This is a genomic window from Ochrobactrum sp. CGA5 (genome assembly GCF_006345815.1).
Taxonomy (GTDB): domain Bacteria; phylum Pseudomonadota; class Alphaproteobacteria; order Rhizobiales; family Rhizobiaceae; genus Brucella.
In genome coordinates, this window is the sequence record NZ_VCIG01000038.1 from 506,892 (window position 1) to 521,807 (window position 14,916).

Here is a 14,916-nt window from a genome sequence, read left to right on the forward strand (position 1 = left end):
GACGGAGCAGTCATGCGGGTAATCGTTTGTGGAGCAGGACAGGTCGGATATGGCATCGCCGAACGGCTTGCCGCCGAAGAAAATGATGTCTCTGTTATCGACACATCTGCACGCCATATCGAGATTGTGCGTGATACGCTGGATGTGCGTGGATTCGTCGGGCATGGTTCGCAGCCCGACGTGCTCGCGGCGGCTGGTGCTGACGAAGCGGATATGATCATTGCTGTCACGTTGTCCGATGAGGTCAATATGGTGGCTTGTCAGGTGGCCCATTCGGTTTTCAACGTGCCGACCAAGATCGCCCGTATTCGCGCCCAGTCCTATCTCAAGGCCGAGTATCAGGATTTGTTCCTGCGCGAAAACCTGCCAATCGACGTGATTATCTCGCCGGAACTTGAAGTGGGCGAAGTGGTCCTGCGACGTATCGCTTTGCAGGGCGCGACAGACGTGCTGCGCTTTGCCGATGACAAGATCATCGGCCTCGCTATTGAATGTCTGGAGGAATGTCCGGTCATCAATACGCCGCTGAAGCAGCTAACTGACCTGTTCCCGGATCTTGCCGCAACCGTCGTCGGTGTGGTGCGTAATGACAGCCTGTTCATCCCACGTTCTTCTGACGAGCTGAATGCCGGAGACCTCGCTTATGTGGTAACGACGCGCGAACAGGTCCGTCGCACATTGGGCCTGTTCGGACACGAGAAACCGGAAGCCAGCCGCATCGTTATCGCCGGCGGTGGCAATATTGGTCTTTACGTCGCGAAGGCCATTGAGGCGCGCAATTGGCATACGCGCGTCAAGATGATCGAAAGCGAGCATGAGCGAGCATTTGCAATAGCAGATCAGCTCAAACGGACCATGGTTCTACATGGCAGTGCGCTTGATCAGAATCTGCTTCAGGAAGCCGACATCCAGGATGCAGACCTGATGGTCGCACTCACCAATCACGATCATGTCAATATTCTCTCGAGCATCATGGCCAAGCGCCTGGGCTGCAAGTCCAACATGGCCCTACTTAATACTGTCGCCTATCAGGATTTCACCCACATGGTTGGAATTGACGCCTACATCAATCCGAAGGCAGTCACGATCTCCAAAATTTTGCAACATGTACGCCGGGGCCGCATCCGCGCGGTCTACAGCGTTTATCGCGACAAGGCTGAATTGATCGAAGCCGAGGCTCTGGAAACGTCTTCGCTCGTGGGGGCGCCGTTGCGCGATCTCGACTTGCCGGAAGGTTTGCGAATCGGGGCGATTTATCGCGATGGGCAGGTGATCCGTCCGAATGGGGATGTGCGCATCAAGCCGAAGGACCGCGTCGTCATTTTCGCAACATCGGATGCCGTAAAACATGTTGAACAGATGTTCCGCGTCAGTCTGGAGTTCTTCTGAACACGGTTTTGTGTTAGCTACTGCCTAAATACGGGCTCAGGGGCTGACATGGATATCTGTACGTTCTGGTACGGGGCGCGTTTGCGCGATGTTGATTGCATTTGTCTGGCATCGATGGTGATGACCGGTCAGCGGGTAAAGCTATTCGCTTACGCCCCGATCGAGAACGTGCCGGCAGGCGTTGAACTGCATGACGCCAACAGCATTTTGCCCGAAATGGCCTTCAAACGGCTGGACCCAGCCTATCCGAATTTTCGATCCAAACGGACTATTGTTCAATTCAGCGATATTTTCCGCATCATGCTGATGAAACACAAGCAGGGTGTCTGGCTCGATACGGATGTCTATCTTCTAAAGCAGTTTCATCCTGATCCGAGCAAACCATATCTTGCGCGCGAGAATCGTTTTCGTGTCGGCGTGTCCGCGCTTTATCTTCCGCATGATCATCCGATTATTCACGAATTTGAAGATTACGTAACGGCGACCTGTCCGTTGCCGAGCTGGCTCGGCATACGCAGAGGAAAATTGCGCCCGCTCTACTACCGTCTGATCGGTAAGGAAGTGACGCCCGCTTCCATCGGCATCACGGTCTTTGGCAATGATGGCATTTCGCGTCTGGCTCGCAAATACGGGATATTCAGGAACGCGGCCCCTCGGGAAAACTTCTATTACTGGGTTGGCAAGGACGCTACACGTATCTACGACCCGGCCTTTGGTCTCGAGCCGATCAGGCATCCGGACTTTATAGGCTTTCATATACACAAAAAGCACAAGGAAGTCGTATCGCTTCAGCCAGGTAGTTTTTATATGTGGGCTATGGACAGGGTGCGGCCGCTGCTTGAATCGCAACAAAATGAACAGCTTGTCGTGGCCGATGGAGATAACGAAATCAGCAGGCCTGTCGGAATTTGCCGAGCGGCTAATGAAATTGACGGTTGCGCAAAGATTCCCATCCTGTTAACCGAAGCTAAATAGCGAAGCAGTTGTCTTTCCACAGCAATTGCAGTCGGGCACCGGTTTTGCACGCTCCGGTGCTTGATTTATGTGCATGCGCGTGTTCGTTTAACACATCGCGAGCTGGCTGCTGATCGATTAAAGGAATAAAAACAATGGCTGAACGATCGCAAAATCTACAAGACCTTTTTCTGAATTCTGTACGTAAGCAGAAAATTTCCCTGACGATTTTTCTTATCAATGGCGTGAAACTGACCGGCATTGTAACGTCGTTTGATAATTTCTGCGTGCTTCTGCGCCGTGACGGTCATTCGCAGCTCGTCTATAAGCATGCGATTTCGACGATCATGCCAAGCCAGCCTGTGCAGATGTTCGAAGGCGAAGAGGCCTGACGCTATCCGAATTCCACTGGAGCGTGAGCATTGAATTGTTTCGCTCCAGTTTTGTTTCCGTTGATGATAACCGAACACGCTCTGCCTGTCCGGTTCGTCATTTTAAAACAATCCGGGGCGTCTTTCATTTGAAACAGCTTTAGCGGCGACTTATCTGCAGTGTCAGATAGTGCATTGACCTGATGTTCTCAGCCAATATGCACCCACGACAGTTTCCGCGTCCCGGAGTGAACTTATTTGTCCAAATTCAAGGATAACAAGCCGACATCTGCCGATGCAGACAAGGCTTTCGAGTTTTCAGAACCAGAGCCCACAAGGGCAGCGGTCATCGTTCCCGTCCTGCCAGAGCGGTATAGTACTGGCACGTCGGTGGAAGACGGGGTTCGCCCCGAATTTCAGCGTTCTAATGACGCACGTCTTGAGGAGGCCGTCGGGCTTGCTAAGGCGATCAATCTTGAAATCGAACATGCAGAAATTGCGATCGTTGCCAATCCACGGCCCGCGACTTTGCTGGGTGCGGGAAAGGTGGAGTCCATTGCCGAAACCGTCAAGGAAAAGGCCATTGGGCTGGTCATTGTCGATCATGCCCTGACACCGGTGCAGCAACGCAATCTGGAGAAGGAATGGAACGTCAAGGTCATCGACCGGACCGGTCTCATTCTCGAAATTTTCGGTGAGCGCGCGCGGACCAAGGAAGGTGCCTTGCAGGTTGAACTGGCACATCTGAACTATCAGAAGGGCCGCCTGGTCAGAAGCTGGACCCACCTTGAGCGTCAGCGCGGTGGCGGTGGCTTTCTCGGAGGCCCGGGTGAAACCCAGATCGAAGCCGACCGTCGCTTGCTGCAGGAAAAGATTCTGAAGATCAAGCGGGAGCTTGAAACAGTGGTGCGGACCCGCACGCTGCATCGCCAGAAGCGGCGCAAGGTGCCGCATCCGATTGTAGCGCTTGTCGGCTACACCAATGCCGGGAAATCGACGCTCTTCAATCGCATGACGGGGGCGGAGGTGCTGGCGGAAGACATGCTCTTCGCCACGCTTGATCCGACGTTGCGCCGGATTCGCCTTCCACACGGTGAAACGGTTATCCTGTCGGATACGGTCGGCTTCATCTCGAACCTGCCGCACCATCTCGTCGCTGCGTTTCGGGCTACTCTCGAAGAGGTGGTGGAAGCTGATCTTATCCTGCATGTCCGCGACATTTCCGATCCTGACAATGCAGCCCAGGCTGAAGACGTCGAAAGCATTCTTGCCGGGTTGGGCATTGAACCGCAGGATCGCAAGCGCGTTGTCGAAATCTGGAACAAGATCGATAATCTCGACGAAAGCGGGCGCGAAGCCGCCATGCGCCTTGCCGCTGCCGGCAGCGAGGGAGGGCGTCCTATCCCACTATCTGCCATCACTGGTGAAGGCGTTGACAGGTTGCTTTCGCTTATCGAAACACGGATAGCGGGTTCGCTCGGTTCGGTCGATGTCGTTCTGTCTCCCTTCGAGCTTCATCTTCTCGACTGGATTTACCAGCATGGCAGCAATATCGAACGCGAGAATCTGGAAGATGGCTCTGTTCGCATCAAGGCGCGGTTGACAGAAGTGGCGCGCAAAACACTAGACGAGAAGCGCGGCATTCGCCCAGAAAAGCCGGAGTCGGATTGGGAGTGAAGCGGGCAGCGTTGCGCCACTTGCGAAACAGGGGCGCAACGCCCTATGTATGGAACACTCACGATTCAAAACTATTCACTTCGCCATAAATATATCCAGAGGCCCATAATGAGAGATCCGATCGAAACCGTCATGAACCTCGTCCCGATGGTGGTTGAGCAAACCAACCGTGGCGAACGGGCCTATGATATTTTTTCGCGCCTCCTCAAGGAGCGCATCATTTTCGTGAACGGGCCGGTAGAAGACGGAATGTCGATGCTGGTTTGTGCGCAGCTTCTCTTTCTCGAGGCGGAAAACCCGAAGAAAGAGATCAACATGTACATCAACTCACCTGGCGGCGTCGTAACCTCCGGCATGGCGATCTATGATACGATGCAGTTTATCCGTCCGCCTGTTTCCACGCTTTGCATGGGCCAGGCTGCTTCGATGGGTTCGCTGCTTCTGACTGCGGGAGCCACAGGCCAGCGTTATGCGCTGCCGAATGCTCGTATCATGGTCCACCAACCATCGGGCGGATTCCAGGGTCAGGCGTCGGATATCGAGCGCCATGCGCAGGACATCATCAAGATGAAGCGCCGTCTCAACGAGGTTTACGTCAAGCATACGGGCCGCGATTACGATACGATCGAACGCACGCTCGACCGCGACCATTTCATGACGGCGCATGAAGCGCTTGAATTCGGCCTTATCGACAAGGTTGTCGAATCGCGCGACGTGGGCGCGGACGAATCGAAGTAAGAACCGGAATCTCCGGCTTGCATCTGTTTTTAGCGCCCTTGCCACAAAAGGGGCCCAATTCTTGCAACTACGTGATGGTTAACGCGCCGCGTTAAGCATCTGTTGGGTTTCGGGGCGCTAAACTTGGTCAGATTATGCCGAATCTTTGCCGGGAGCATATTTTTCAATTGTTCAGCGGTGCAGCTTCTGCAAAAGTCGCCAAATGGCTTCTTCGGTCGGGGAGCCATACGGTGACAGGAATCCTGAGACTACAGACCCTAGATGAAAGGCAGCGCGTATCTGCTGCCGTTGCTACATGCGGGAGGCGCGTTTCTTCTCCAGCACTGGGTCTGAACTGGAAGAAACGATTGAGGTGAACGCCCAAGGTTCATTTCGGTCAATTGAAAGGAAACTGCGATGAGCAAAGTCAGCAACAGCGGCGGCGATTCCAAGAATACGCTTTATTGCTCGTTCTGCGGCAAAAGCCAGCATGAAGTGCGCAAGCTGATTGCAGGCCCGACCGTTTTCATCTGCGACGAATGCGTCGAACTCTGCATGGACATCATCCGCGAGGAAAACAAATCCTCGATGGTGAAGTCACGCGAGGGCGTGCCTACGCCGCAGGAAATCATGGCCGTTCTTGACGATTACGTCATCGGCCAGAAGGATGCCAAGCGCGTTCTGTCGGTTGCGGTACACAATCACTACAAGCGTCTCGCCCATCAGTCCAAGAGCAGCGATATCGAGCTTGCGAAGTCGAACATTCTACTCGTCGGTCCGACGGGTTGCGGTAAGACCTATCTTGCCCAGACACTCGCACGCATCATTGATGTGCCGTTCACCATGGCTGATGCGACGACACTGACGGAAGCCGGTTATGTCGGTGAAGATGTGGAGAACATCATCCTGAAGCTGCTTCAGGCCGCCGATTACAACGTGGAACGCGCGCAGCGCGGCATTGTCTATATCGACGAAGTCGACAAGATCAGCCGCAAGTCGGATAACCCGTCCATCACGCGCGACGTGTCGGGCGAGGGTGTCCAGCAGGCGCTGCTGAAGATCATGGAAGGCACCGTCGCTTCCGTGCCGCCGCAAGGTGGCCGAAAGCATCCACAGCAGGAATTCCTGCAGGTGGACACGACAAACATCCTGTTCATTTGCGGCGGCGCTTTTGCCGGTCTCGACAAGATCATTTCCGCACGTGGCGAGAAGACGTCCATCGGCTTTGGCGCGACCGTTCGTTCGGTCGACGAGCGCCGTATCGGTGATGTCTTCAAGGAACTGGAGCCGGAAGATCTTCTGAAATTCGGCCTCATTCCCGAATTCGTCGGTCGTCTGCCGGTGATTGCAACGCTTGAAGACCTCGATGTTGATGCTCTAGTGCAGATTCTGACCGAGCCGAAGAATGCGCTTGTGAAGCAATATCAACGCCTGTTCGATATGGAAAATGTTGAATTGAGCTTCCACGATGACGCCCTGCGGGCGATTGCCAACAAGGCAGTCGAGCGCAAGACGGGTGCGCGCGGCCTGCGCTCGATCATGGAAAAGATCCTGCTTGATACGATGTTCGAGCTTCCGACGCTGGAAGGCGTACAGGAAGTGGTCATTTCTGGCGATGTAGTGGATGGCAGCGCCCGTCCGCTCTATATCTATGCCGAGCGACAGGACGAAAAGGGTAATGTTTCCGCTTAAGCGGTAGCGACTAATCCATAAAAAGGCCGCGCAAGCGGCCTTTTTCATGTGTTAAACTTGCGCAGGGCTTATCCTGTCATTATTGCAGGCGCAGCAATCAGGGTACAGCCTAAGCTGGATATTGTACTAATTCACGGTACAGCGCAGGATAGATGACGATTCTATGAAAGCCATCCCGCTACAGGCTATTGAATTGCCGGGGTCGGCTCTCCAAGTATGGACCGAAGCACATTCGTGACCTGCCTCATGACGAAAGGGGGCGCGGATGTGGCAGTCAGGTCGAAAGACCTGAGAAAGGACTTGAGTTATGACGGGTATTGAACAGAAAACCCCATTGGGTGGTTCTGAAGCGGGCGGTGCGGACGGGCTTTATGCCGTTTTGCCGTTGCGTGACATCGTCGTTTTCCCCCATATGATCGTTCCGCTCTTTGTCGGCCGCGAAAAGTCCATTCGCGCGCTGGAGGAAGTGATGGGCGTGGACAAGCAGATTCTGCTTGCTACCCAGAAGAACGCCGCCGATGACGATCCGGCACCGGATGCGATTTACGAAATCGGTACGATTGCCAATGTATTGCAGCTTTTGAAGCTACCGGACGGCACCGTCAAGGTGCTGGTCGAAGGCACGGCGCGCGCCAAGGTTTCCAAGTTTACCGACCGCGAAGACTATCACGAGGCCTATGCTGCGGCTTTGCCGGAGCCTGAGGAAGATGCTGTCGAGATTGAGGCGCTTGCCCGCTCGGTGGTTTCCGACTTCGAAAACTACGTCAAGCTGAACAAGAAGATTTCGCCGGAAGTGGTTGGTGCGGCCAGCCAGATCGACGATTATTCGAAGCTTGCCGACACGGTTGCCTCGCATCTCGCGATCAAGATTCCCGAAAAGCAGGAAATGCTGTCGATCCTCTCGGTGCGCGAGCGCCTTGAGAAGGCACTTTCCTTCATGGAAGCGGAAATTTCGGTTCTTCAGGTTGAGAAACGTATCCGCAGCCGCGTCAAGCGCCAGATGGAGAAGACGCAGCGCGAATACTATCTCAACGAGCAGATGAAGGCGATCCAGAAGGAGCTTGGTGATGGCGAGGATGGCCGCGATGAAGCGGCTGAACTCGAAGAACGCATCAACAAGACCAAGCTTTCCAAGGAAGCCCGCGAAAAGGCCCAGGCGGAGCTCAAGAAGCTGCGCAGCATGAGCCCAATGTCCGCCGAAGCGACGGTCGTTCGCAACTATCTCGACTGGCTGCTGTCCATCCCCTGGGGCAAGAAGTCGAAGATCAAGCAGGACCTGAACTTTGCCGAAGAAGTACTCGATGACGAGCATTTTGGTCTCGACAAGGTCAAGGAGCGCATCGTCGAATATCTCGCAGTGCAGGCCCGCTCGAGCAAGATCAAGGGCCCGATACTCTGCCTCGTCGGGCCTCCCGGCGTAGGTAAGACCTCGCTTGCCCGCTCGATTGCCAAGGCTACCGGACGCGAATATGTCCGTATGTCGCTTGGTGGTGTGCGCGACGAGGCTGAAATCCGCGGTCACCGCCGCACCTATATTGGCTCGATGCCCGGCAAGGTCATCCAGTCCATGAAGAAGGCAAAGAAGTCCAATCCGCTCTTCCTACTCGATGAAATCGACAAGATGGGTCAGGACTTCCGCGGCGATCCGTCCTCGGCCATGCTCGAGGTGCTGGACCCTGAACAGAACTCGACCTTCATGGATCACTACCTTGAGGTCGAATATGATCTGTCGAACGTCATGTTCGTGACGACGGCCAATACGTTGAACATCCCCGGTCCATTGCTGGATCGCATGGAAGTCATCCGTATTGCCGGCTACACCGAGGATGAAAAGCTCGAAATCGCCAAGCGGCACCTGCTGCCGAAGGCGATCAAGGATCACGCCCTGCAGCCGAAGGAGTTTTCGGTCACGGACGATGCTCTGCGCAATGTTATACGCCTTTACACGCGGGAAGCAGGCGTGCGTAGCCTCGAACGAGAACTGATGACCCTGGCACGTAAGGCCGTAACCGAAATCCTGAAGTCGAAGAAGAAGTCGGTGAAAGTCACCGATAAAAACCTCTCCGACTATCTGGGTGTCGAGCGGTTCCGTTTTGGCCAGATCGACGGTGAAGATCAGGTTGGCGTCGTGACAGGCCTTGCCTGGACGGAAGTTGGCGGTGAATTGTTGACCATTGAAGGCGTCATGATGCCCGGCAAGGGCCGCATGACGGTCACGGGTAATCTCCGCGACGTGATGAAAGAATCGATCTCTGCGGCGGCATCATATGTCCGTAGCAGGGCAATTGATTTCGGCATCGAGCCTCCGCTGTTCGACAAGCGCGACATCCACGTGCACGTGCCGGAAGGTGCTACACCAAAGGACGGTCCGTCCGCCGGCATCGCCATGGTCACGGCGATTGTCTCCGTGCTGACCGGCATCCCGGTTCGCAAGGACATCGCAATGACCGGGGAGGTCACCCTGCGCGGTCGCGTCCTGCCGATCGGCGGCCTCAAGGAAAAGCTCCTCGCGGCACTGCGCGGCGGCATCAAGAAGGTTCTGATCCCGGAAGAAAACGCCAAGGATCTGGCGGATATTCCGGACAATGTGAAGAACAATCTTGAGATCGTTCCAGTGTCTCGCGTGGGTGAGGTGCTCAAGCACGCTCTGGTTCGCGAGCCCGAGCCGATTGAATGGACGGAGCCCGCAAATGCGACACCGGTCCCTTCGGTCGAGGAAGAAGCTGGCGCCTCGATGGCCCATTAAGGCATTTCCGGCAAACGTTCGAAAGAGTTTGCTTATTGGCGATGCGCTGAAATGAACTTCCGGCAGGCGATTCTGATTCAGTCGGATAGTCGTGCCGGAAGCTGTCTATCAGGACCAACAATCGAAATGCCGGGCGATTTGCCCGGCATTTCTGTGTTTAACCCCGGTTTTCCGGGGTTTTTTCGTGTTGACAGGCTTGGTTTGTGAAACGATTTGAATAAACTCCGACCAATCCGGTCACGTTATCCGTTCCGGTAGATAAAGAAAGGAAATGCCAATGAACAAGAACGAATTGGTTGCCGCAGTTGCGGAAAAGGGCGGTTTGACGAAGGCTGATGCCGGTACTGCTGTTGACGCCGTACTCGCTGCTGTCACCGGCGCCCTGAAGGCTGGTGAAGAAGTCCGCCTGCCTGGCTTCGGCGTTTTCTCCGTGTCGCATCGCGCTGCCTCGACCGGCCGCAACCCATCGACCGGCAAGGAAGTTGCTATCCCGGCTCGCAACGTGCCGAAGTTTTCGGCTGGCAAGGGCCTGAAGGACGCCGTAAACGGTTAATCATGATCTGGAGAGTGAAAGCTCTTCGAACGGATCGTGACGATAAATTTCGAGCCATCGCGGCATGGTCGCGAATGGCTATCGAGAAGGCCCGGTTCATCCGGGCTTTTTTCGTTTGAAAGGTCGGTGAGTGCTTCTAGACTGCCGCGATATGTTGTGACTTGATGGCCTTACCAATCGGAAGATCGCCTACGGGGCGGCGTTTACCGTAACAATTGCCGCGCAAATCCTTCACTTATGGATGGTCGACCGATACCGATCAAATCGGCTTAAATAGAAAGAAGCCGGGTCTAGGCCCGGCTTCCAATAATTCTCGTTGCCAATGCTTTATTCAGCCGCCTCTGAACTACGCTTGGGGCGACGTTCCAGCAATTCCTTGAGGAAGTGGCCAGTGTAAGAGCGCTTCTCCTTCACAATGTCTTCTGGACGGCCCACGGCGACGATTTCGCCGCCGCCATCGCCGCCTTCCGGCCCAAGGTCGATCACCCAATCGGCAGTCTTGATGACTTCCAGATTGTGCTCGATCACCACGACCGTGTTGCCCTGTTCGACCAGCTCGTGCAGCACTTCCAAAAGCTTCGCCACGTCATGGAAATGCAGGCCGGTTGTCGGCTCATCCAGAATATAGAGCGTGCGGCCCGTTGCGCGGCGCGACAGTTCCTTGGCAAGCTTCACGCGCTGCGCCTCACCACCCGAAAGCGTCGTCGCCTGCTGGCCAACCTTGATATAGCCAAGACCGACCTTCACGAGTGTTTCAAGCTTGTCTCGCACCGCAGGCACGGCGGAGAAGAACTCCGCGCCTTCCTCGACAGTCATATCCAGCACATCGGCGATGGACTTGCCCTTGAACAGGACTTCGAGCGTTTCGCGGTTGTAGCGTTTGCCGTGGCAGACGTCGCACGTCACATAGACATCCGGCAGGAAGTGCATCTCGATCTTGATGACGCCGTCGCCCTGGCAGGCCTCGCAGCGCCCGCCCTTCACGTTGAACGAGAAGCGGCCCGGCTGATAGCCGCGTGCCTTGGCTTCCGGCAGGCCCGCGAACCAGTCGCGGATTGGGGTGAAGGCACCGGTATAGGTTGCCGGGTTGGAACGCGGAGTGCGGCCAATCGGCGACTGGTCGATATCGATCACCTTATCGAGGAATTCCAACCCTTCGATACGGTCATGCTCTGCCGGATGCTCACGCGACCCCATGATGCGGCGTGAAGCGGCCTTGAAAAGAGTTTCGATCAGGAAAGTGGACTTGCCGCCGCCTGAAACGCCGGTGACGGCGGTGAAGGTTCCAAGAGGAATATCCGCCGAGACATTTTTCAGGTTGTTGCCGCGCGCACCCACCACCCGGATGCGCTTGGTTTTCTCAATCTTGCGTCGTTCCGCCGGAACTGCAACCTCCATCGCGCCCGACAGATACTTGCCGGTTAGCGATTGGGAATTGGACATAACATCCTGTGGCGACCCTTGAGCAATGATCTTGCCGCCATGGACGCCAGCCGCCGGGCCAATATCGACCACATAATCGGCGGTCAGGATCGCATCTTCATCGTGTTCAACCACGATAACCGTATTGCCGAGATCACGCAGATGGCGCAGCGTGTCGAGCAGGCGGGCATTGTCACGCTGATGCAGGCCGATGGATGGTTCATCCAGCACGTAGAGCACGCCGGTCAGGCCGGAGCCGATCTGCGAGGCAAGACGGATACGCTGGCTTTCGCCGCCTGACAATGTGCCGGAATTGCGCGCCAGCGTCAGGTAATCGAGACCAACGTCGTTGAGGAATTGCAGGCGCTCACGGATTTCCTTGAGGATGCGGGCGGCAATTTCGCGCTGCTTGTCGTTGAAGCTGCCATCAATGTCGCGGAACCAGGCATCGGACTTGCGGATCGACATTTCGGTAATTTCACCGATATGCTTCATGCCGACCTTGACCGCGAGCGCTTCCGGTTTCAAACGATAGCCGTTACAAGCGGGGCAGGGCGTCGAGGCCATGAAACGCTCGATATCTTCACGTGACCAGGCAGAGTCGGTCTCTTTCCAGCGTCGCTCCAGATTGGGAATCACGCCTTCAAAAGGCTTCGTCGTCTGATAGGAGCGCAAGCCGTCATCATACTGGAAGGTGATTTCCTTGCCTTTGGTGCCATAAAGAATGGCCTGCTGGGCTTCTTCCGAAAGATCGGCCCAACGTGCACCGATCTTGAAACCATAGACTTTACCAAGCGCTTCCAGCGTCTGATTGTAATAGGGCGAAGAGGATCGCGCCCACGGAGCAATCGCGCCGTCCTTCAAAACTGCCGTTTCGTCTGGAATGATCAGGTTCGGATCAATGGCTTGCTGCGTGCCGAGACCGTCGCAGGTTGGGCAGGCACCGAACGGATTATTGAACGAAAACAAGCGCGGTTCGATTTCGGGAATCGTGAAACCGGAAACCGGGCAGGCAAACTTCTCCGAAAACAGGATGCGCTCATGCGTTTCGTTGGCCGACTTGTTGGCCGAACCGCCCTCCGCCGTTTCTTCGGGTGGCAGGGGCTTGTCCGCAAATTCGGCAACGGCCAGGCCTTCGGCAAGCTTGAGGCAGGTTTCAAGGCTGTCGGCGAGGCGGGTCGACAGGTCAGGACGCACCACCACACGGTCGACCACAACATCGATATCGTGCTTGTACTTCTTGTCGAGCGCGGGAACATCGGCGATTTCATAGAAGGTGCCGTCCACCTTCACGCGCTGAAAGCCCTTTTTCTGAAGCTCGGCCAGTTCCTTCTTGTACTCACCCTTGCGTCCGCGAACGATGGGCGCGAGGATATAAAGGCGTGTGCCTTCCTCAAGCGCCATGACACGATCGACCATCTGGCTGACAGTCTGGCTTTCAATGGGAAGGCCAGTCGCCGGCGAATAGGGTACGCCGACGCGCGCAAAGAGCAGGCGCATATAGTCGTAAATTTCGGTGACAGTGCCGACCGTCGAGCGCGGATTGCGGCTTGTCGTCTTCTGCTCGATGGAAATAGCGGGGGACAGGCCGTCGATCTGGTCGACATCCGGCTTCTGCATCATCTCAAGGAACTGGCGTGCGTAGGCCGAAAGGCTTTCAACATAACGGCGCTGGCCTTCCGCATAGATCGTATCAAAGGCAAGCGAGGATTTGCCCGAGCCGGAAAGCCCTGTCATCACAATCAGCTTGTCGCGGGGCAGATCGAGATCGACATTTTTCAGATTGTGTTCGCGTGCGCCACGTATGGAAATGAATTTCTGATCGCTCATTCCGCGTCCTGCCTGCTCATGATGCAATGGATAAACGGGCACTGCATGATAAAACACGTCGGCCCGGTCTCTAATATGGGGTGAAACCCTCCAACAAGAAGGGGGTTCCAGTCATTCATCGGTGCACTCTTATCATTAGAACAAATATCGAACAACCAGCCTTCTGATAGGCGATAAGAAATGTGAACGCAAGAGCGTTGACTGTCACTCCTGACAGGAGCAGACTGTCCTAACTCGCTGATAGCGGAGAGGTGCCGCGGTGGGATGACACGGCATCGGCAAGAGGTCCGCAGGAGGCGGGATATCCAGTAGGGAGGTAAAGGAGCATGAGTCCACCTGACTACGTTGCCTAGCTTTCACAAAGATGAAAGCACAATCCGTTTCGGTCGCGGCAGCATCTTTTCGCAAGGAATGATGCCTCGTTGATCGAAAGTGTGATTGCCGACAATTTGAATTTGCGCGGAATGCAAATGGCCGTGCGCCTTTGTGATCCGAAAAAATCTGCCGACGAATTATTGTCGACACATGAGCATCGCTCAAACCCCAAGCCCTGCGCGCCAAAGACACAGTGAGCGGCAGGGCTTTTCCTTGGAAGGTGGACCGGCTAGCGAAGCACGGACGCCAATGCTTCAGGGGGGCTTCATGAGGAAGACCGCTAAGGTTGTTTCTAGATTAAGGCAGATGCAGTTTCAGCCCCCGAATTGAGGTGGATTGCACTTTCAGCACAGGAAACGGTGCAAAACGCCCCCCATAATTGCGGCAAGCGCATGGCTTTTTTAAGTTAGAGGTTGTTTTTTGAACAAAACAAGAACATAAACTCTGTGGACATTGACAAATTCACTGACCACGATTGAGCACGCTTTGAGCCAGTCCTGTTAAGGTGAACCTATGAGTTTCTGCTGATGGCGCACCATTGCGCCTGATCTTTCATTTGGAACGTGCCTCATGTCTGTGCGAAGTCGTGCGGAAAGAGTGTGCATGCAAGACCCGGAGTAGTTTTTCGATGGCTGGTAGCGTCAATAAAGTCATTCTGGTCGGCAACCTTGGTGCCGATCCAGAAATTCGTCGTCTGAATTCGGGCGATGTGGTTGCCAATCTGCGCATCGCAACGTCTGAAAGCTGGCGTGACCGTCAGACCGGCGAACGCAAGGATCGCACCGAATGGCACAGTGTCGTTATTTTTAATGAAAACCTCGCCAAGGTCGCAGAACAGTATCTGAAGAAGGGCGCAAAGGTTTATATCGAAGGCGCACTCCAGACCCGCAAATGGCAGGATCAGAACGGTAATGACCGTTACTCGACGGAAGTCGTGTTGCAGAAATTTCGCGGCGAACTGCAGATGCTCGACAGCCGTGGTGAAGGTGGCGGTGAAGGCCGCTCATTCGGCGGCGGTGGCGGCAACCGTAACCAGATGTCCGATTATTCCGGTGGCGGCGGTGATTTTGGTTCGTCAGGCCCGTCTTCGGGCGGCGGCAGCAGCGGTGGTTTCTCACGCGATCTGGACGACGAAATTCCGTTCTGAGAACCGTCATAGCTCAGTATATCAGAAGATTAAGATAAGGCGC

Annotated in this window: 9 protein-coding genes and 2 pseudogenes; 10 read left to right on the forward strand and 1 reads right to left on the reverse strand. The window is 55.2% G+C overall.

From position 1 onward, the window contains the following. The first annotated feature begins 12 nt into the window (after positions 1–12). From trkA to FJQ48_RS15600, 9 genes and pseudogenes are all read left to right on the forward strand, one after another. The gene (trkA, locus tag FJQ48_RS15565) at positions 13–1,389 is read left to right on the forward strand and encodes a Trk system potassium transporter TrkA (RefSeq protein WP_139975877.1); all 1,377 of its coding nucleotides are present in this window, start codon (positions 13–15) and stop codon (positions 1,387–1,389) included. A 48-nt stretch (positions 1,390–1,437) separates the two neighbouring features. After that, a pseudogene (locus FJQ48_RS15570) lies at positions 1,438–2,265 on the forward strand (glycosyltransferase); the annotation flags it as partial. Next, a pseudogene (locus tag FJQ48_RS22460) lies at positions 2,257–2,493 on the forward strand (hypothetical protein). The pseudogenes FJQ48_RS15570 and FJQ48_RS22460, both read left to right, overlap by 9 nt. Positions 2,494–2,498: 5 nt before the next feature. Then, positions 2,499–2,735 carry an RNA chaperone Hfq gene (gene hfq / locus FJQ48_RS15575; protein ID WP_002964239.1) on the forward strand — a complete coding sequence of 79 codons (237 nt, stop codon included), beginning with the start codon at positions 2,499–2,501 and terminating at the stop codon, positions 2,733–2,735. A 237-nt stretch (positions 2,736–2,972) separates the two neighbouring features. Beyond that, on the forward strand, positions 2,973–4,391 hold the full coding sequence (hflX, locus tag FJQ48_RS15580; RefSeq protein WP_139975878.1) for a GTPase HflX: 1,419 nt from the start codon (positions 2,973–2,975) through the stop codon (positions 4,389–4,391). A 108-nt stretch (positions 4,392–4,499) separates the two neighbouring features. After that, a complete protein-coding gene (locus FJQ48_RS15585; protein ID WP_139975879.1) occupies positions 4,500–5,129 on the forward strand; it encodes an ATP-dependent Clp protease proteolytic subunit in 630 nt (209 codons plus the stop codon). A gap of 396 nt (positions 5,130–5,525) precedes the next feature. Then, positions 5,526–6,800, forward strand: a complete 1,275-nt coding sequence (gene clpX, locus FJQ48_RS15590; protein ID WP_139975880.1) for an ATP-dependent Clp protease ATP-binding subunit ClpX — start codon at positions 5,526–5,528, stop codon at positions 6,798–6,800. A gap of 307 nt (positions 6,801–7,107) precedes the next feature. Continuing rightward, positions 7,108–9,546, forward strand: coding sequence for an endopeptidase La (lon, locus tag FJQ48_RS15595; protein WP_139975881.1), 2,439 nt, complete (start codon positions 7,108–7,110; stop codon positions 9,544–9,546). Between the two features lie 277 nt (positions 9,547–9,823). After that, positions 9,824–10,099, forward strand: coding sequence for an HU family DNA-binding protein (locus FJQ48_RS15600; RefSeq protein ID WP_006470422.1), 276 nt, complete (start codon positions 9,824–9,826; stop codon positions 10,097–10,099). A gap of 327 nt (positions 10,100–10,426) precedes the next feature. Here the strand turns inward: FJQ48_RS15600 and uvrA are convergent, their stop codons facing one another. Beyond that, a complete protein-coding gene (gene uvrA, locus FJQ48_RS15605; RefSeq protein WP_139975882.1) occupies positions 10,427–13,351 on the reverse strand; it encodes an excinuclease ABC subunit UvrA in 2,925 nt (974 codons plus the stop codon). A 1,003-nt stretch (positions 13,352–14,354) separates the two neighbouring features. Between uvrA and ssb the strand changes: the two genes are divergently transcribed. Continuing rightward, entirely contained in the window at positions 14,355–14,873 is a 519-nt protein-coding gene (gene ssb, locus FJQ48_RS15610) for a single-stranded DNA-binding protein (protein WP_139975883.1), read from the forward strand. Positions 14,874–14,916 lie beyond the last annotated feature (43 nt).

Coding starts and splice junctions, on each gene's coding strand:
- clpX (WP_139975880.1), top strand. CDS start 5,526: ATGAGCAAAGTCAGCAACAGCGGCGGCGATTCCAAGAATACGCTTTAT.
- lon (WP_139975881.1), top strand. CDS start 7,108: ATGACGGGTATTGAACAGAAAACCCCATTGGGTGGTTCTGAAGCGGGC.
- trkA (WP_139975877.1), top strand. CDS start 13: ATGCGGGTAATCGTTTGTGGAGCAGGACAGGTCGGATATGGCATCGCC.
- ssb (WP_139975883.1), top strand. CDS start 14,355: ATGGCTGGTAGCGTCAATAAAGTCATTCTGGTCGGCAACCTTGGTGCC.
- hfq (WP_002964239.1), top strand. CDS start 2,499: ATGGCTGAACGATCGCAAAATCTACAAGACCTTTTTCTGAATTCTGTA.
- uvrA (WP_139975882.1), bottom strand. CDS start 13,351: ATGAGCGATCAGAAATTCATTTCCATACGTGGCGCACGCGAACACAAT.
- FJQ48_RS15585 (WP_139975879.1), top strand. CDS start 4,500: ATGAGAGATCCGATCGAAACCGTCATGAACCTCGTCCCGATGGTGGTT.
- FJQ48_RS15600 (WP_006470422.1), top strand. CDS start 9,824: ATGAACAAGAACGAATTGGTTGCCGCAGTTGCGGAAAAGGGCGGTTTG.